The 16,826-nt window shown below is 67.3% G+C and carries 21 protein-coding genes; 8 read left to right on the forward strand and 13 right to left on the reverse strand.

Features of this window, described 5'->3' with window-relative positions; translation table 11 throughout:
- Window positions 1-72 precede the first annotated feature (72 nt).
- From rfbC to rfbA, 4 genes are read left to right on the forward strand one after another with little or no spacing between them, the layout of a single operon-like run.
- Window positions 73-633, forward strand: coding sequence for a dTDP-4-dehydrorhamnose 3,5-epimerase (gene rfbC / locus ACTJI6_RS04850; RefSeq protein WP_440798334.1), 561 nt, complete (start codon window positions 73-75; stop codon window positions 631-633).
- Window positions 630-1,670: a dTDP-glucose 4,6-dehydratase gene (rfbB, locus tag ACTJI6_RS04855; RefSeq protein WP_440798336.1), complete on the forward strand. Its 1,041-nt coding sequence runs from the start codon at window positions 630-632 to the stop codon at window positions 1,668-1,670. The genes rfbC and rfbB overlap by 4 nt, the downstream gene beginning before the upstream one ends.
- Window positions 1,667-2,524 (forward strand): dTDP-4-dehydrorhamnose reductase, encoded by an 858-nt coding sequence (rfbD, locus tag ACTJI6_RS04860; RefSeq protein WP_440798338.1) that lies wholly within the window; start codon window positions 1,667-1,669, stop codon window positions 2,522-2,524. The genes rfbB and rfbD overlap by 4 nt, the downstream gene beginning before the upstream one ends.
- Entirely contained in the window at window positions 2,521-3,399 is an 879-nt protein-coding gene (rfbA, locus tag ACTJI6_RS04865; RefSeq protein WP_440798340.1) for a glucose-1-phosphate thymidylyltransferase RfbA, read from the forward strand. The genes rfbD and rfbA overlap by 4 nt, the downstream gene beginning before the upstream one ends.
- On the opposite strand, the gene ACTJI6_RS04870 is transcribed toward rfbA, so the two are convergent.
- From ACTJI6_RS04870 to ACTJI6_RS04915, 10 genes are all read right to left on the reverse strand, one after another.
- Window positions 3,369-4,337: a glycosyltransferase gene (locus ACTJI6_RS04870; protein ID WP_440798342.1), complete on the reverse strand. Its 969-nt coding sequence runs from the start codon at window positions 4,335-4,337 to the stop codon at window positions 3,369-3,371. The two genes, rfbA and ACTJI6_RS04870, sit on opposite strands and share 31 nt — an antisense overlap.
- 60 nt (window positions 4,338-4,397) lie before the next feature.
- A complete protein-coding gene (locus ACTJI6_RS04875) occupies window positions 4,398-4,922 on the reverse strand; it encodes a hypothetical protein (protein ID WP_440798344.1) in 525 nt (174 codons plus the stop codon).
- Window positions 4,923-4,931: 9 nt separating this feature from the next.
- Window positions 4,932-5,648, reverse strand: a complete 717-nt coding sequence (flgH, locus tag ACTJI6_RS04880; protein ID WP_440798346.1) for a flagellar basal body L-ring protein FlgH — start codon at window positions 5,646-5,648, stop codon at window positions 4,932-4,934.
- Window positions 5,649-5,661: 13 nt separating this feature from the next.
- Window positions 5,662-6,075: a flagellar basal body P-ring formation chaperone FlgA gene (gene flgA / locus ACTJI6_RS04885; protein ID WP_440798348.1), complete on the reverse strand. Its 414-nt coding sequence runs from the start codon at window positions 6,073-6,075 to the stop codon at window positions 5,662-5,664.
- Window positions 6,075-6,860: a flagellar basal-body rod protein FlgG gene (gene flgG / locus ACTJI6_RS04890; protein ID WP_440798350.1), complete on the reverse strand. Its 786-nt coding sequence runs from the start codon at window positions 6,858-6,860 to the stop codon at window positions 6,075-6,077. Before flgG ends, flgA begins: the two co-directional genes overlap by 1 nt.
- 11 nt (window positions 6,861-6,871) lie before the next feature.
- A complete protein-coding gene (locus tag ACTJI6_RS04895) occupies window positions 6,872-7,588 on the reverse strand; it encodes a flagellar hook-basal body complex protein (protein WP_440798352.1) in 717 nt (238 codons plus the stop codon).
- A 3-nt stretch (window positions 7,589-7,591) separates the two neighbouring features.
- Window positions 7,592-7,858, reverse strand: coding sequence for a flagellar biosynthetic protein FliQ (locus tag ACTJI6_RS04900; protein ID WP_126153031.1), 267 nt, complete (start codon window positions 7,856-7,858; stop codon window positions 7,592-7,594).
- Between the two features lie 3 nt (window positions 7,859-7,861).
- On the reverse strand, window positions 7,862-8,146 hold the full coding sequence (gene fliE, locus ACTJI6_RS04905; protein WP_126153030.1) for a flagellar hook-basal body complex protein FliE: 285 nt from the start codon (window positions 8,144-8,146) through the stop codon (window positions 7,862-7,864).
- Between the two features lie 12 nt (window positions 8,147-8,158).
- The gene (gene flgC, locus ACTJI6_RS04910) at window positions 8,159-8,551 is read right to left on the reverse strand and encodes a flagellar basal body rod protein FlgC (RefSeq protein ID WP_440798354.1); all 393 of its coding nucleotides are present in this window, start codon (window positions 8,549-8,551) and stop codon (window positions 8,159-8,161) included.
- Complete coding sequence (locus ACTJI6_RS04915; protein WP_126153028.1) at window positions 8,551-8,934, reverse strand: FlgB family protein; 384 nt, start codon at window positions 8,932-8,934, stop codon at window positions 8,551-8,553. The genes flgC and ACTJI6_RS04915 overlap by 1 nt, the downstream gene beginning before the upstream one ends.
- Window positions 8,935-9,021: 87 nt before the next feature.
- Here ACTJI6_RS04915 and ACTJI6_RS04920 point away from each other — a divergent pair, with 87 nt between their 5' ends.
- Together ACTJI6_RS04920 and ACTJI6_RS04925 are read left to right on the forward strand one after the other, a co-directional pair.
- Window positions 9,022-10,356, forward strand: a complete 1,335-nt coding sequence (locus tag ACTJI6_RS04920; protein ID WP_440798357.1) for a FliI/YscN family ATPase — start codon at window positions 9,022-9,024, stop codon at window positions 10,354-10,356.
- A gap of 107 nt (window positions 10,357-10,463) precedes the next feature.
- Window positions 10,464-11,207 (forward strand): Crp/Fnr family transcriptional regulator, encoded by a 744-nt coding sequence (locus ACTJI6_RS04925; protein WP_241232640.1) that lies wholly within the window; start codon window positions 10,464-10,466, stop codon window positions 11,205-11,207.
- Between the two features lie 9 nt (window positions 11,208-11,216).
- Here the strand turns inward: ACTJI6_RS04925 and ACTJI6_RS04930 are convergent, their stop codons facing one another.
- Both ACTJI6_RS04930 and ACTJI6_RS04935 read right to left on the reverse strand, forming a co-directional pair.
- A complete protein-coding gene (locus ACTJI6_RS04930; RefSeq protein WP_440798359.1) occupies window positions 11,217-11,969 on the reverse strand; it encodes an extensin-like domain-containing protein in 753 nt (250 codons plus the stop codon).
- Window positions 11,966-13,249, reverse strand: coding sequence for a L,D-transpeptidase family protein (locus tag ACTJI6_RS04935; RefSeq protein ID WP_440798361.1), 1,284 nt, complete (start codon window positions 13,247-13,249; stop codon window positions 11,966-11,968). The genes ACTJI6_RS04930 and ACTJI6_RS04935 overlap by 4 nt, the downstream gene beginning before the upstream one ends.
- Before the next feature lie 172 nt (window positions 13,250-13,421).
- Here ACTJI6_RS04935 and ACTJI6_RS04940 point away from each other — a divergent pair, with 172 nt between their 5' ends.
- Entirely contained in the window at window positions 13,422-14,672 is a 1,251-nt protein-coding gene (locus tag ACTJI6_RS04940) for a TRAP transporter large permease subunit (protein WP_440798363.1), read from the forward strand.
- Here ACTJI6_RS04940 and ACTJI6_RS04945 read toward each other — a convergent pair.
- Window positions 14,669-15,424, reverse strand: a complete 756-nt coding sequence (locus ACTJI6_RS04945; RefSeq protein WP_440798365.1) for a GntR family transcriptional regulator — start codon at window positions 15,422-15,424, stop codon at window positions 14,669-14,671. The genes ACTJI6_RS04940 and ACTJI6_RS04945 overlap by 4 nt on opposite strands.
- A 197-nt stretch (window positions 15,425-15,621) precedes the next feature.
- Here ACTJI6_RS04945 and ACTJI6_RS04950 point away from each other — a divergent pair, with 197 nt between their 5' ends.
- On the forward strand, window positions 15,622-16,824 hold the full coding sequence (locus ACTJI6_RS04950; protein ID WP_440798367.1) for an MFS transporter: 1,203 nt from the start codon (window positions 15,622-15,624) through the stop codon (window positions 16,822-16,824).
- Window positions 16,825-16,826: the final 2 nt, after the last annotated feature.

The following is a 16,826-nucleotide window of genomic DNA, read 5'->3' on the forward strand; positions in this document are numbered from 1 at the left end:
CGCCTGACAAGTGACAGGCTCTGCCCTATCGCATAGACGGTAGGCGATGTTTCCAGTCCTTGGGTTGATCTGATGAAGATAGAAGCCACCGCCTTGCCCGATGTCCTGATCCTGACCCCCGCGCGGTTTGGCGACGAACGGGGTTTCTTTTCGGAAAGCTGGAATCGCAAGGCCTTGGCGGAAGCCGGACTGGACCTGCCCGATTTCGTGCAGGACAACCATTCAATGTCGCGCCGCGCGGGAACGGTGCGCGGGTTGCACTATCAGGCTCCGCCCTTTGCGCAGGGCAAGCTGGTGCGCTGCGGACGGGGCGCGCTTCTGGACGTGGCGGTCGATGCCCGGCGGGGCAGCCCCACCTATGGCCGATGGGTCGCAGTCCAGCTCAGCCATGATAACGGTCGTCAGCTCTGGATACCGATCGGGTTTCTGCATGGTTTCGTAACCCAGGAACCGGACACCGAAATCATCTACAAATGCACCGCCCATTACGACCGGGCGAGCGATGGGGCTGTCCGATGGGACAGCCTTGGCATCGATTGGGGGGTGGACGATCCGCTGCTGTCCAACAAGGACCGCGACGCCCCCCCCTTTGCCGAATGGACATCTCCTTTTGAATACAGGACCGCAGCATGAAAATCCTTGTGACCGGCGGCGCCGGCTTCATCGGCTCGGCCGTGGTGCGCCTGGCCGTTTCGCGTGGACACGATGTGGTCAATGTCGATGCCCTGACCTATGCCGCCAATCCCGCAAATGTGGCCGAGGCCGCAGACAGCCCGCGCTATCGCTTCGAACAGGTAGACATCCGCGACAGGGCTGCGTTGGATCGAGTTTTCGCGTCCCATCGGCCTGACGTGGTGATGCATCTGGCCGCCGAAAGCCATGTGGATCGATCCATAGACGGACCCGCCGCCTTCATCGAAACCAATGTGATCGGCACCTTCAACATGCTGGAGGCCGCGCGGGCTTACTGGATCGCGCAGGGCAGGCCAGGGGAATTCCGGTTCCACCATATCTCGACCGATGAGGTTTTCGGATCGCTGGGCGACACCGGCCAGTTCACCGAAACCACCCCCTATGATCCGCGCAGCCCCTATTCCGCCAGCAAGGCCGGGTCCGATCACCTGGTGCGCGCCTGGCACGAGACCTATGGCCTGCCGGTGGTTCTGACCAATTGTTCGAACAATTACGGGCCGTATCATTTCCCCGAAAAGCTGGTGCCGGTCGTGATCCTGAAAGCCCTGGCGGGAGAGCCGATCCCCGTCTATGGCGACGGCGGCAACGTCCGCGACTGGCTCTATGTCGAGGATCACGCCGATGCGCTGCTGCTGGTCGTCGAAAAGGGCCGGGTCGGCAGCAGCTACAACATCGGTGGCGAAAACGAGGCCAAGAATATCGACCTGGTGCGCACCATCTGCGCGCATATGGACGATCTTCATCCCGAAGGCGCGCCGCATGCGGACCTGATCACCTTCGTCTCCGACCGCCCCGGGCATGACCGCCGCTATGCAATCGACCCTTCGCGGATCCGCACCGAACTGGGCTGGCGGCCATCCGTCACGGTCGAGGAGGGCCTGCGCAGGACCGTCGAATGGTATCTGACCCGTCGCGATTGGTGGCAACCGCTCTTGTCGCGCGACGGGGTCGGGAAGCGCCTGGGGCAGGCCGGATGACAGGGCTTCTGGTTCTTGGAAGGTCGGGGCAGCTTGGGCAGGCCCTGGCGCGCCTGGCGCCGGAGGCGACCGTCTGGGGCCGCGCTGAGGCCGATCTGTCCGAACCCCAGGCCGTCGCCGCGCGGATTCAGGCGCTGCGGCCGCAGGTAATCATCAACGCCTCTGCCTACACCGCCGTGGACCGAGCCGAATCCGAGCCCGAGGCGGCGGCAATGCTGAACGCCACCGCGCCCGGCCTGCTGGCCGGGGCGGCGGCCGATCTGGGGATCCCGTTTCTGCATGTCTCGACCGATTATGTCTTTGATGGGACGGGCGACAACGCGCGCGACGAGGATGCGCCGACGGGGCCGCTGGGCGTCTATGGGCAAACCAAGCTGGAGGGCGAGGGCCGGGTTGCGGCGTGCGGCGGGCAATGGGCGGTGATGCGGACATCCTGGGTGTTTTCGCCGGATGGCGCGAATTTCGTCAAGACGATGCTGCGCCTGGGGGCCGAGCGGGACCGGATCAACGTGGTCGCCGATCAGGTCGGCGGTCCGACGGCCGCCCACCGGATCGCCGTCGCCCTGCTGGAGATGGCGCGGCAGATGCAGGCGGACCGCGGCAAGGGCGGGCTTTATCATTTCAGCGGCGCGCCCGATGTCAGCTGGGCGGATTTCGCGCGCCGCATTTTCGCGCGTGCGGGGCTGGATTGCGCGGTCCAGGACATCCCCGGAAGCGATTATCCGACGCCTGCGCAGCGTCCGGCCAATTCGCGGCTGGACTGTTCGCGCATCGCGCGCGATTTCGGTATTGCCCGCCCGGATTGGCAGGCTGACCTCGACCAGGTTTTGACGCAATTGGGATATGCAAGATGACGGGACGCAAGGGCATCATTCTGGCGGGCGGATCGGGAACGCGCCTTTATCCGATCACGATGGGCGTGTCGAAACAGCTTCTGCCGCTGTATGACAAGCCGATGATCTATTATCCGATCAGCGTGCTGATGCTGGCCGGAATCCGCGACATCGCGATCATCACCACCCCCGAGGATCAGGCCCAGTTCCAGCGGCTTCTGGGCGACGGTGCCCAATGGGGTCTGCGCTTCGAATGGATCGTCCAGCCCTCGCCCGACGGGCTGGCCCAGGCCTATCTCCTGGCCGAGGATTTCCTGGCCGGCGCATCCTCGGCCATGGTGCTGGGCGACAACATCTTTTTTGGCCACGGCCTGCCCGAACTGCTGAAGGCGGCGGACGGGCGGACCGGCGGGGGCACGGTCTTCGGCTATCGCGTGTCGGATCCCGAACGCTATGGCGTGGTGGACTTCCAGCCCGACGGCCGGGTCCGCGCGATCATCGAAAAGCCGGAACTGCCGCCGTCGAATTTTGCCGTAACCGGACTTTATTTCCTGGACGGCACGGCCTCGGAACGCGCCAGGCAGGTCATCCCGTCCGAACGGGGCGAGCTTGAGATCACCACGCTTCTGGAAAGCTATCTGCACGATGGCAGCCTGACGGTGGAGAAGATGGGCCGCGGCTTTGCCTGGCTGGATACCGGCACCCATGGCAGCCTGCTGGATGCGGGCAATTTCGTGCGCACCCTGGAAAAGCGGCAGGGATTGCAGACCGGCTGCCCCGAGGAAATCGCCTTCGAGGCAGGCTGGATCACCGAAGACGCCCTGCGCGAACAGGCGCAGCGGTTTTCCAAGAACTCCTATGGCCGCTATCTGATGGCGCTGCTGGGGCCGCGCTGACGCAGCCTGCCCAACAGGGCCGCCGCGAACAGGGCGGCGGTCCCGGGCGCGGTCTGGCGATAGAGGCCGATCCGCGCCATCCGGGCTGCCGCCATCGGGCCCGGCTGATACAGGGCCGCGCCGAAGCGGTCCAAGATCCGGCGGTTTTCGGGCAAAAGCTCCGATCGGACGGCCTCCAGGGCGGCGTGATTGGCTGCCAGCCAGCCGCCATAGTCGCCCGCCAGCAACTTGCCGATGCGCTGCGAAAGGGCCGGAACCGTATCGTTGCGGCCCATCACGCTGTGAGCGTGCTGACGATAGAACAGCGCGGGACGGGGGTCGTGGATCAGTGCCGCCCCCGCCCCCGAAGTGACCTGATAAGCCCACCAGTCATGCGATTCGATGTTTCGCGCCCGGGCCGCAGCGGCGCAGCGGCGCAGCAGCGCGGCGGCCTCGGCGTTGAAGACCGACGTATTGCCCGCCATGATCGCCTGTACCAGAGCGTTCCTGAAGCCCAAGGGGCGGTGGAAATGCCGCGACTGGGCGATCGGGACCAGGGCGGCGTCGGTGATGATCGTGCGGGCGGCGTAATGGACGGGGCCGTCCCGCCGTGACAGCGCCGCCGCGGCGCGGGCCAGCTTGTCGGGAAACCAGACATCGTCCTGGTCGCAAAAGGCGATGGCCCCTTCGGGCGCGGCGGTCAGCAAGTGCAGGAAATTCTGCGTGGCGCCTCGGCGGGGCCCGTCGATCATCTGCACCTGTCCGGCCGGGCGCGAGGCCGCGAACGCCGCGACGATGCCGGGGGTTCCGTCGTCCGATCCGTCGTCGGACAGGATCAGGCGCCAGTTCGGGTGGGTCTGCGCCGCGATGCTGTCCAGTTGCGCCCGGATGAAGCCCGCGCCGCGATAGCTGGCCAGCAGGATCGTGATGCAATCGCTTTCCGGAAAGGCTTGGTCCACCGGCATGTCCTTGATCGGGCAGGGCCGGTTTCTGCCCTGCCGGCCTTGCCGATGCAACCGTCAGCTTGCCTGGCGGGCGATATCCTCGATCAGGACCGCCTTGACAGGCAGGTCGGTGCTGGCCTGCGCGGCCTTTTGCAGGCGCTCGCGCAGCGGCGCCAGCCGCGCCTCGGAGGTGAAGTTGCCGTCGAAGCCGCCGGTATTGGCGTGGATCAGCAATTCGCGCAGCAGGGCGTCGCGCAGGCGGTGTTCCTGCTGTTCCATCGCGGGCAGCTCGGCGCCGCCGGTTTCGATAGTCAGCGTCAGGATCATCACCGCGCCCATGTCACCGTTGCGCATCAGCGGCACGAAGAACTGGGACGGGAAGGTGAACCAGGCCTCGGCGGGAACGGCGGTCTCGTCCCCGTGGCCGCCGCCGTGATCGGCAGCGGCGGCGTGTCCGTCAGCGGCGGGTTTTGCATCGCCATGATCGCCCTCGGCAGCGGCCTGTTCGGTTCCCTCGGGCGCGGGCCGAAGGATGTCGCCGGCGGCGACGCCCGCGACAAGGGCCAGGATGGGGATCAGCAGGGTCAGGATCTTCTTCATGGGCCACCCTCAATACGGCAGGATCACGTCGGCGATCTGCTGGCCGAAGCGGGGTTGCTGCACGTCGGTGATCTGCCCGCGTCCGCCATAGCTGATGCGCGCGCCCGCGATGCGGTCGTAGGCGATCTCGTTGCTGCGGTCGATGTCGGCGGGACGCACGAAGCCGCTGACGGTCAGTTCGCGCAGTTCATAGTTCACCCGGACCTCCTGCGTCCCTTCGATCTGCAAGGTGCCGTTGGGCAGCGTGTCGATCACGGTCGCGGCGACGCGCAGGGTCAGCTTGTCGCGCCGGGTGATGTTGCCGCTGCCCTTGTAGGTCGAGGAGGATTCCGCTTCGGCCAGGTTGTCGAAGCTGGCGCCTTCGGGCAGTTTCTTGTTCAGGCGCTGCGGAATGCCGATCATCTGCGGAACGCTGACGCTTTCCCCCGAGGAGCGGCTGCGGCCCGAGGTGTTGGTCATCTGCGCCTCGTCGTCGATCTCGATCACCACGGTTAGGATATCGCCGCGCGTGGCCGCCCGCCGGTCGCTGATCAGCGACGNCGCCCACAACGAGGCCGCGGCCTCGGGGCGGCCGGAATCGACGGGGATTTCCAGCGGCGGGTTGGTCATGGCGATGAATTCCTCGCTGTTGCGCGGCGAGGTGAGGGTGGGCGGCTTGCCCAGGTGGTCGGCCCGCGCGCAGGCGGTCACGGCAAGGGCAAGGCAGATCAGGGCGGTCGGTTTCATCGGATGTCCTTGATTATTGCGTGGCCAGCAGGCTGCCGTCGGGCTGGACGACCGCGCTGATCGTGTTGCGGGATTCGAGGTTCATGACGCGGATCACGTCGCCCGCCGCGCCATCGGACAGGGTTCGCGCCTGGGCGACGATCCGCAGCCCGCCGCGCTGGAAGACCAGCGGATGGATCTGGTTTCGCCCTATCAGCTTGGGCGCCTGCAAGAGCGAGGCTTGCAGCGGCCGGCCTTCGTGGATGGTGATGCGGGTCTGCAAGCCGATGGCTTCGGACGGATCGGACAGTCCCGGCCGGTCGCCATCGACCGCGCGCAGGTCGGCAGCCGTGATGACCGTGCCCGCAGGCAGCGTGCGCGCCGCCGCCAGCACCGCCGCCGAGGCGGGCAGGGGGGCAAGCGCCAGAAGAAGGGCCAGCCACCGCATCAGCGCACCTGCGTCGTGGCCGCCAGCATCTGGTCGGCGGCGGTGATGACCTTGGCGTTCAGTTCGTATCCGCGCTGCGCCTTGATCAGTTCCGTGATCTCTCGGACGGGATCGACCGAACTGTCCTCCAGATAGCCCTGGCGAAGAATGCCCAGCCCGTCGACGCCTGGCGTCGTCACCTGGGGCGTGCCGGAGGCGGCGGTTTCCAGGAACAGGTTCGAGCCGATCGCTTCGAGGCCCTTTTCGTTGGAAAAGCCCGCCATCGTCAGCTGGCCCAGCAGCTCCGGTTCGACCTCATCGTTGAAATCGGCGTAAACCTCGCCCGCGGCATTGATCGAGATCGAGCGCGCGTCGTCCGGGATGGTGATGTTCGGAACCACCGGATAGCCGTCCGAGGTGACGACCAGGCCGTCCGGGGACCGTTTCAGCCCGCCGTCGCGCGTATAGGCCGAAATGCCCGAGGGCAGCGTCACCTCCAGATAGCCGTTGCCGTCGATGGCCAGATCCAGGTCGCCCCCGGTCTGGATCGGCGACCCCTGTTGCAGGTTAATGCTGACCGCCGTGGGCCGCACCCCCAGGCCCAGCTGCACGCCCGCCGGGATGACGGTGCCGTCGGCGGCCGTCACGATGCCGGGGCGCGTCGCCTGCTGATAGGTCAGGTCGGCGAATTCGGCGCGCCGGGCGTTGTAGCCGGTGGTCGACATGTTGGCGAGGTTGTTCGAGATGACCTCGACACGGGTTTGCTGCGCGCTCATGCCGGTCGCGGCGATTTGCAAGGCTCTCATCGGTGGTCCTTTCAGCGGCTCATGCCGGCGATCGCGCTGCGGATGCGCTGATCTTCACGGTCGAGGAAGGATTGGCCCAGTTCATAGGCGCGCTGGACTTCGATCATGCGGGTGATTTCGAATACGGAATCGACGTTGGATTCCTCCAGGAAGCCCTGGCGGATGCGAACGTCGTCGACGGGTTCGGGCTGTCCGTCGATGGTGAAGGAGGTGCCGCCCTGATGGGTCAGTTGCGCCTCCTCGGGTGCGGTGAAGACGCCGATCTTGCCGAAGGCCACGCCGTTCGCGGACAGCGTGCCGTCCGCGCCCACCGCCACACCGCTGGCGCCCGCCGGGACGATGATCGGGGCCATCCCCTCGTCCAGCAGGCGGAAGCCTTCGGCGGTCATCAGCTCGCCCTCGGCCGAGGGCAGGAAGGCCCCGGCGCGGGTCAGTCGGTTGCCCTCGGGCGTCTCGACCATAAAAAAGCCTTCGCCCTCGATGGCCAGGTCGTAATTGCCGTTGGTCTGGGTCAGAACGCCCTGGCCCAGGTCGATCATCCGGCCCCGCGCATGGGCCATGGACAGCGTGTCGCCATGCCGGTCCAGCGCGGACAGGTGTTCGGCGAAGATCACGCCTTCCCGCCGGAAGCCGGTGGTGTTGGCGTTGGCGATGTTGTTGGCCACCACCCGCATTTCCGCCATCAGCCCGGATTGCCGGGTCAGCGTCGCATAGATCGCGTTGTCCATCGCTCAGCTTCCCGCGATCAGAGGGATGATCTGCCCGAGGTAGAAGTCGGACAGCGCGGTGGTCATGAAGCTCATCGTGACCCAGAAGACGCCCAGCATCAGCCCGACCTTGGGCACGAAGGTCAGCGTCATTTCCTGGACCGAGGTCAGCGCCTGGAACAGGCCGATCACCACCCCGGCGATCAGCGCCACCGCCAGCATCGGGGCCGAGATGCGGACCGCGATCAGCAGGGCCTGGCGCAGCATGTCGAACAGCAGCGTCTCATCCATGGTTCACACCGGCATCCGCAGGATTTCCTGATAGGCCTCGACCACCTTGTCGCGGATGGCGACCACGGTCTCCATCGCCATCTCGGCCTCGGCCAGGGTCTGGACCAGGCGGTGGGTTTCCACCTGGCCGGTCATGGCGCCGGTGGCGACCTGGTCGACCTGGCCCATCTGGGCTGCGAAATCCTCGGCCGCATTGGACAGGGCCTGGACGGCTGGGGCGGGCTGGCCCGGCGCCACGGCGGTGCGGGCGGCGGAATAGGCGCTTGCTGCATTCAAACTGGTAAACATGGGGCGACCTTTCTAGCGGCGCAGAAGTTCCAGAAGCGACGCGCCCATCTGGCGCGTCTGCTCGAACATTTTCAGATTGGCCTCGTAGCTGCGGCCCGCCTCGCGCGAATCGGCGATCTCGATCACCAGGTCGACGTTCGACCCCAGGTAATAGCCGTCCTTGTCCGCCATCGGGTGCGAGGGGTCGTAGATGCGGGGCAAATCCGATCGGTCCAGCCGCAGCTTCGAGGCCTCGACCTCTCCGGTGGGGCGGCCGAAACGGGTCGCCTCCTCGAAGGTGACCAGCTTGCGGCGATAGCCGGGCGTATCGATATTGGCGATGTTTTCGGCGGTATGGCGCAGGCGTTCGCTTTGCGCGCGCATCCCGGACGCGGCCAGGTGCAGGGCGGATACGGGCTTGTCCATCACGTTCTCCTTCCGATGCTGGTCCGCATCAGGTCCAGGGCCGAGCTGTAGATGCCCAGCGACAGGTCGTGGCTGCGCTTGACCTCGGCCGCCTTCAGCATCTCCTCCTCCAGCGAGACAGAGTTGCCGTTGGGCGACACGCCGGTTTCATCCACCGTCTGGCGCGTCACGGGCGACCACTCGGGCGTGGCAAGGTGGCGCGGGTCGGTGGCCCGCATCGGGACCAGGCCCGTGCGATAGCTGTCGGCAAAGGACGCCGTATCGGCGGCCTTGAAGCCGGGGGTATCGGCATTGGCGATATTGCGCGCAACGACAAGGTGCCGCTGGCTGGCATGGGCGCCCAGGGCACGGGCCATGCGCATCATCTCGATCTTTTCAAACATGAGGCTTCTCCCTCATTGGCGATAACCCGGTCTTAACCCCGATTCGTTTAGAAACCGTTTGCAGGCTGGAAAAAACGGATGGCGGACATGGATCACCTGACCTCGATCGCGACACGGATCGCGGATTTGCGCATGACGCGGCACTTTGGCCGGGTGCATTCGATGCAGGCCGGCCTGATCCGGGTCGAGGGGTTGAACAGCCATGCCTCGGTCGGGGACAGGGTACTGATTTCGCTTCAGAAAGGCCATGTCGCGGGGGAAATCGTGGGGCTTGCGCCGCGCCATGCCGATGTGCTGCCCGAGGGCGATTCCGAAGGGTTGTCTGTGGGGGCGCAGGTCGAACTGCTGTTTGCCCCCTCGATTGCGCCCTGCGACGCTTGGGTGGGGCGAATCATCGACCCGCTGGGCCAGCCCCTGGACGGCCGTCCCCTGACACCGGGCCGCGAACCCCGTCCCTATCGCCGCGAGGCCCCGCCCGCCGTGCGCCGCAAACGGCTGGGCGCGCGCCTGCCCACGGGATTTGCCGTCTTCGACACGCTGTTGCCCCTGGTCACCGGCCAACGGATCGGACTGTTCGCGGGATCGGGCGTCGGCAAGTCCACGCTGCTGTCGGGGCTTGCCAAGGGCGTGCAGGCCGATGTGGTGGTCATCGCCATGATCGGAGAACGCGGGCGCGAATTGCGCGAATTCGTCGAAAAGACCCTGGGACCAGAGGGCATGGCGCGGGCGGTGATTGTCGCCGCGACCTCGGACCGTTCGCCGCTGATCCGGCGGCGCTGCGCCTGGGCCGCGATGGCGGTGGCCGAACATTTCCGCGACCAGGGCCGGCATGTGCTGTTCCTGGCCGATTCGATCACCCGATTCGCCGAGGCGCATCGCGAGATCGCCCTGGCCGCGGGTGAGCCGCCCAGCTATCGCGGCTTTCCACCATCCGTGTCGAACCTGATCATGGCCCTGGCCGAGCGGTCCGGGCCGGGGCTGGAGGGGACGGGCGACATCACCGGCATCTTCAGCGTCCTGGTCGCCGGGTCCGACATGGAGGAGCCGGTGGCCGACATCCTGCGGGGCACGCTGGACGGGCATGTGGTCCTGGATCGCACGATTGCGGAACGCGGGCGCTTTCCGGCGATCGATGTGGTAAAGTCGGTGTCGCGGTCCTTGCCCGACGCCGCCACCCCCGACGAAAACAGGATGATCGGCAAGGCCAGGGCCGCCCTGGGCGCCTATTCGGAATCGGAACTGATGATTCGCGCCGGTCTTTACGCTCCAGGGGCCGATCCCCGGCTGGACGAGGCCGTGAAGCTGTTTCCCCAGCTTGACGACCTGATCACCGTCAGGACGCCGGGCATCGCCGAGAGTTTCGCGGCTCTGGGCAGCGCCCTGCGGGTTCCGGCGCATGGGCGGCAGGCCGCGCGCGGCTGAGCATAAGGTGAAACCAACAGCCAAGCATTTGAGTTGGCTTAATGAATGTTAGATGAAACCTGATCCCATTGCGCCGGTCCGGGCGATTTGCCACACCACGGGAAAGGATGGGGAACGAATTGGCGATCACCGAGTATTTTGTCCGCTATCTTCAAAGGCGTGACAGTCTCAGCACGAAAGACTTGGAACGCCTGCGGACGTTGAAGACCGAACATGCGAGCTATGCCCCTGGGGAGGTGATCGTCCCTGCGGGCAGCAGCCCCGATCGCAGTTGCATGATGCTGCGCGGATTGTCGGCGCGGTCCCATCCGCTTGTCGGGCGGCCCGACGACCGGGTGATCACGGCGCTGCATGTGCCGGGGGATTTCGTGGATCTGCACGCCCTGGTGATGGCCAAGCTGGATCATTCGATCATTGCCGTCGGCCCGGCCGAGGTGGAATTCGTCGACCATACCGAACTGACCGAGATCACCGAGAATTTTCCCCATCTGACCCGGCTTCTGTGGATGGCCACGGTGCTGGACGCGGCGATCCATCGGCAGTGGCTGGTGGCGGCGGCGTCCCTGCGGTCCAGCGCGCATCTGGCCCATCTGCTGTGCGAAATCTATACGCGGCTGAACGCCGTGGGTGCCGCGTCCGAGCATCAGTTCCACCTGCCGCTGCTGCAACGCGAACTGGCCGATATCCTGGGCTATTCGCCGATCCATGTGAACCGCGCGGTGCGGGATCTGCGCGACCGCGGGCTGATCCGCTGGCTGGGCGCGGAGATCACCATCACCGACTGGAAGGGGCTGACGCTGCTGGCGCGGTTCGATCCGTCCTATCTGGATCTTGAACGCAGCAGGCGCTGAGGGCGGGGGTCACTGGCACAGGCGCCAGCCGCCGCGCCGTGCCGCCATGTCCAGATGCAGGTGGTCGTCATGCGCCTCGTTCGATCCGGGACCAAGCACCGTCGTGAAGAACAGGCAGCCCGCCGCGCGGACGGTGCGCTGGAACGCCTCGGCCATGTCGCCGGTGTCGGCGCGCGGCTGCACGGCCAGCGGGTCCGCGCCGTCGAGGACGAAGGCGGCGATGTCGACGGCATTGCCAAGCGCATGTTCGGACAGCTTCGGCTGGTCTGCGCCAGTGCCGACACGCGGGCGGCACTCATAGGTCGTGCCCAGTTGCAAGCCCATGACCCGAGGCGCGCCGGGCAGCATCAGCGAGGCTGGCCGCAGGAAATCGCGCGCCCAGAAGCCCAGAGATCGGGCCGTGTCGCAGCGCATCACCGCCTCGCCCTCCAGCGTCAGGTCGGGCAGGATGCGGTCGACCCGGATCGGGCGGGCGATGCCGCAACCGGGATCGTCCGGGTCGGTGATCGCCGCTTGCTCGGAATAGACGGTGCCCAGAAAGGACAGGGCCAGCTTGCAGGCGGCGTATTCCTGGTCGGTTTCGCGCAGGCCGAACCAGCGGGGCGGCGCGGGGGGGCCGAAGACCGGCGGAGGATCGGGCTGTGGCTCTGCGGCGGCGGGCTGTTCGGCCGGGGCGGGTCGTTCGGGCGGGCGGTCCTGCGCGGCGGCGGGTGCGGCCTGGCTCAGGGTCAGGGCCAGCAGGATCGCGCCCGGCCGGATCACGGCTGCTCGTCCAGCGGCGGCGCCACGAAGCCGTCGGGCAACGCGCCCGTCAGGGCGTCGGTCAGCGCATCGGCTGCTGGGGCCAAGGCGTCGGCCTCTTCCTCGGAGGTGTTCTCATAGACAGGCTCGGACGGCGCGCGCTTGGCCGCCAGCGGGTCGGCCGGGAAACCCAGCGGTGCGGCGGGCGCCGTCTGCGCGGGTTCCGTCACGGGCGTGGCCACGGTTTCGACAGGCCCGGCAGGCTCTGCCGCCGGGGCGGGGGCCGCGCCGGTCGCGTCGGCGATGGTCACGCCCTGGGGTAGGAATTCCACCGCCGTGGTTTCAGGCGTGACCATCCTGGCCAGTTCCTCGGCATCCCAGTTGGTCAGCCGGACGCAGCCCATGGACTGGTTGCGGAACAGCTGCGAGGGCGTCGGTGTGCCGTGGATGCCGTAGGTGGGTTTCGACAGGCCGATCCAGACCGTGCCGACCGGCCCGTTCGGCCCCGGCGGCACCACCAGCACCTTGTCGTTGTCGCCCTGCTGGAAGTTCTTCTGCGGGTTGTAGGTATAGTTCGGATTCAGCGCGACCGTCTTCACATGATGGCTTCCCGAAGGCGAGGGCGTGGCCGAAGACCCGATGGTCGCCGGATAATCGACCAGCAGCCTGCCATTCGCGTCGAACCCCGCCACCCGGCGCGTGTTCACATCGACCAGGATCCGCGCCACGCTGCCGCGCATCCGGCTGCCGGTGTCGACGACCTTGATGGTGGAGCCCGGCACCAGGTCCACGCCGGGATTCAGGAAGGCGATGAACTTCTCGTCCATGTGGAACCGCTCGCCCAGGCGTTCGGCGACGCTGGTATGGGCCATCGCGGGCATCTTCGCCTTTTCGGCGTAATCGGTGGGGATCGCATCGGCAAGGCCCTGCGCGTCCTCGGCCGTGATGGTGTAATCCTTGGTCGCGGGCAGGGCGGCGAAGGATTGCAGCAGGTTCCAGACATGCGGATCCATCACCCCGTCGATGGGCAGGCCCGACCGGCGTTCAAAGGCCATGATCGCGCTCTGGCTCATGCCGCCCTTGAAGCCGTCGATCACGCCCGGAGAGATCCCGGAACGGTCCAGCAGCACCTGCACCTTGGTCGTCAGCGCCGACCGCCCCGAGGGCAGGTCGCCGCCGTCATAGGCCGCCGCCTCGATATCGGCGGCGGTGAAGGGCAGGTCGGTCTGGGCCGCCGCAGGCAGGCCCGACAGCGCCGCCAGGATCAGGGCAAGCGGGATTCGCAGGGGGAATCGCGGCATCAATCTCTCCGTCGGGGTGGGCGCAGCATTCAATGTCTTGCGCGAAATCGCCAGATAGACCGCCGGTCACATTCCGGTCAATTCCAGTTTGAGTTTGCCGGGCCGCCGCACTAGCGTTCCCCGACGGCAACGGATCCGGGGACGCGGTGAGACAGGACGGAACGGACCGGCGATGGAGATGATCGGCTTTGCCGCCATGGCGGCGGTGATCGCCTTTCTGGTCCTGCGGATGCCCGTCGCGCTTTCGCTGCTGCTGGCTGGCGGCGTCGGGACGGCGCTTCTGGGGGCGGAGGACCGGGCCTGGGACCAGGTGGCGGCCCTGCTGGCGGCCCCCGATCTGGCGGCGGTGCCGCTGGTGGTCCTGCTGGGCAACCTGGCCTTCTATGCGGGTTTCGCGACGCGGGTCCATGACGCGGCGGCGGTGCTGTTGCAGGACAGGCGCGGCGGGCTGGCCGGGGCGGCGATCCTGGGCTGCGCGGGCTTCGCGGCGACCTGCGGATCGTCCGTCGCCTGCGCCGCCACCATGTCGCGTATCGCCGTGCCCGAGATGCTGCGCGCGGGCTATGACCCGCGCCTGGCGGGGGCCTCGGTCGCCATCGGCAGCACGCTGGGGGCGCTGCTGCCGCCGTCGATGCTGCTGATCCTGTGGGCGCTGCTGACCGGAACCCCGGTCGCCGCGATGTTCCTGGGCGCGCTGCTGCCTGCGGCCCTGTCGCTGGCGGGAATGATCGCGGTGCTGTCCTGGTGGGTCCGCAGCGATCCCCAGGCCGCGCCGCCGTCGCGGGCCGTGCCGATGCCGCGCGGCACGGCGCTGCGGGCGGTCTGGCCCGCGCCGGTGCTGTTCGGGATCATCCTGGGCGGCATCTGGACGGGTCGGCTGTCGGCGGTCGCCGCCCTGGCGGTCTGCGTGGCCGTGACCCTGGCTGCCGCCGTCCTCCAGCATCGTCTGACGGCCGAGACGCTGTGGGCCGCGCTGCGCGACAGCGCGATGCAGGCGGCGTCGATCCTGCTGATCCTGATCGGCGCGCGGCTGTTCCTGACCGTCCTGGATCTGAGCGCGCTTTCGTCGTTGCTCGTCCGGGACGCAGGGATCCTGCCGCATCTGGCCGCCGTCGCGCTGCTGACCTTGGCCTGCGCGGTGCTGGGCCTGCTGGCCGAGCCGGCGGCGATCCTGGTCCTGGCCCTGCCATTCGCCCTGAGCATCGGCGGGGCGCATGGCCTTGAACCGGTGTGGTCCGGCATCCTGCTGGTCAAGATGGTCGAGATCGCGCTGATCCTGCCGCCGCTGGGCCTGAACGCCGTGGTGGTCGCCGCTGCTGTCCGCGACATTCCGACCGGCACGGTTCTTGCGGGACTTGGCCGCTTCCTGTTCCTGGACCTTCTGGTCCTGGCCGCTCTGGCGCTGTTTCCGGCGCTGGCCTAGTCCTCGGACACCAGGCGGTGCTGAGGGGGATAGAACTGGCGGGCAAAGGACACCGGATGGGTGTCCGCCCAATTCGTGCGCTCGATGGTCAGGACCGCCGTGCCTTCGGGAATGTTCAGGTGAAAGGCGCAATCGCCCTTGGCGGCAGCGGCCAGGATCGAGAACCGCCCATGCGTCAGGGCCACATGGCTGGTCAGCCATTCATGCGCCGATTGCTGTTCGACATCCTCGCGCGTCAGGGGTGGCAGCAGGTCGGGGTTCAGCCAGACCGCCTCGCAGCAATGCGGCTGGCCGTCGGCGGTGTATTTCGCGTGGATCAGCAGCAGTTCCTGGGACAGGGGCACTTGCAGCGCCCGCGCCGCGAAAGGGGTGGGGTGGCGGGTCGTGAAGCGCGCCAGCTCATAGGAATAGACGGCGCCCATGTTCTCGATCTCGGTGCGGATGGCGGGCATGTCCAGCACCGTGCGCCGGGCCACGGTCGCGGCCACGCGGGTACCGACCTTGCGGCGGCGTTCCAGGATGCCGCTGTCGGCCAGTTCGCGCAACGCCCGGTTGACGGTCGCCCGCGCGCACCCCAAGCTGACGGCCAGTTCCTGTTCCGTGGGGATCAACTCGCCAGGTGGCCATTCGCGGGACCGGATTCGTTCCAGCACATCGGCGCGCACGGATTGCCAGGTATTCATACGCCGCCCGCCGCCCGCCGCGCCGGATGCGCGCAGCGACCTGACAAGGTTGCCGGGAATTTTTGCCATTGTTTTAACTTTGTTACTCGAAACACATACCGCGCCAGTGTCGGCGCCGGGCGACGTTTAGGGAAGCTGTCCAAATCGTCAGTGGGCCGGGATCGGCCAAGACCCGCGCAGGCCCGGGGCGGACCGGCGGCAACAGTCCGCTTGCGCCCGCCCGAAGGGCTGGTATTGCAGGATATGCAGGTAAGCGTGGGGGAACGATGCGCGCCGACATCCCGACATCCGGCCCGATGGCAGCCACCGGCACGGCTTGGGGCATCCTGACCGCCATCAGCCTGTGCCACATGATCAACGACGTGATGCAGTCGATGCTGGCGGCGATCTATCCGCTGCTCCAGGTCGAGTTCTCGCTGACCTACGCGCAAATCGGGGTGATGACCTTTGCCTTCCAGGTCACGGCATCGCTGCTGCAACCGCTGATCGGCATGGCCACGGACAAGCATCCGCAGCCCCGGTCGCTGCCCTTCGGCATGGCCGCGACCTTCTGCGGGGTGCTGCTGCTGGCCTTCGCCCATCGCTACGAGATGCTGCTGACGGGGGCGATGCTGATCGGGGTCGGCTCGGCCGTGTTCCATCCCGAAAGCTCGCGCGTGGCGCGGCTGGCCTCGGGCGGGCGGTTCGGGACAGCGCAGTCGCTGTTCCAGATGGGCGGCAATTTCGGGCAGTCGCTGGGTCCGCTGCTGGCGGCCTTCATCGTCGTTCCGCTGGGCCGCCCGGCGGTGGCCTGGTTCGCCGTCGCCGCTGCCTTGGGATCGGCGATGCTGTGGCATGTCGGCGGCTGGGCCGAGGGCCGACGCCGCGCCGCCACGGCCCGCGCCGACACCATGCTGCGCTATCCGCGCGACCTGGTGATCCGGTCGATCGTCGTGCTGGCGGTGCTGACCTTCACCAAGAACATCTATACCGCCTCGATGAGCAGCTATTTCACCTTCTTCACCATCGAGAAGTTCGGCCTCGGTCCGCAGGGCGCGCAGATGATGCTGTTCCTGTTCCTGGGCGGCATGGCGGCCGGGGTCATCCTGGGCGGCATCGTCGGCGACCGGATCGGGCCGCTGCGGGTAATCTGGTTTTCGATCCTGGGGGTGCTGCCCTTCACGCTGTTGCTGCCCCATGTCGGGCTGGTCGCGACGGGGGTGCTGGCGGTGATCGTCGGGCTGATCCTGGCCTCGGCCTTCCCGGCCATCGTGGTCTTCGCGCAGGAGCTGGTGCCGGGCCGCACCGGCACCATCGCCGGGCTGTTCTTCGGCTTCAGCTTCGGCATGGGCGGCATCGCCGCCGCTGCCTTGGGCGTGCTGGCCGACGCGCAGGGGATCGAGACGGTGTTCCTGTTGTGTTCGTTCCTGCCGATCCTGGGAATCCTGACGATCTTCCTGCCACGGCCGGGGCGGCTGATCGGCGGGTGATG

Source organism: Paracoccus sp. 22332, assembly GCF_052045125.1.
Classification (GTDB): domain Bacteria; phylum Pseudomonadota; class Alphaproteobacteria; order Rhodobacterales; family Rhodobacteraceae; genus Paracoccus; species Paracoccus haematequi_A.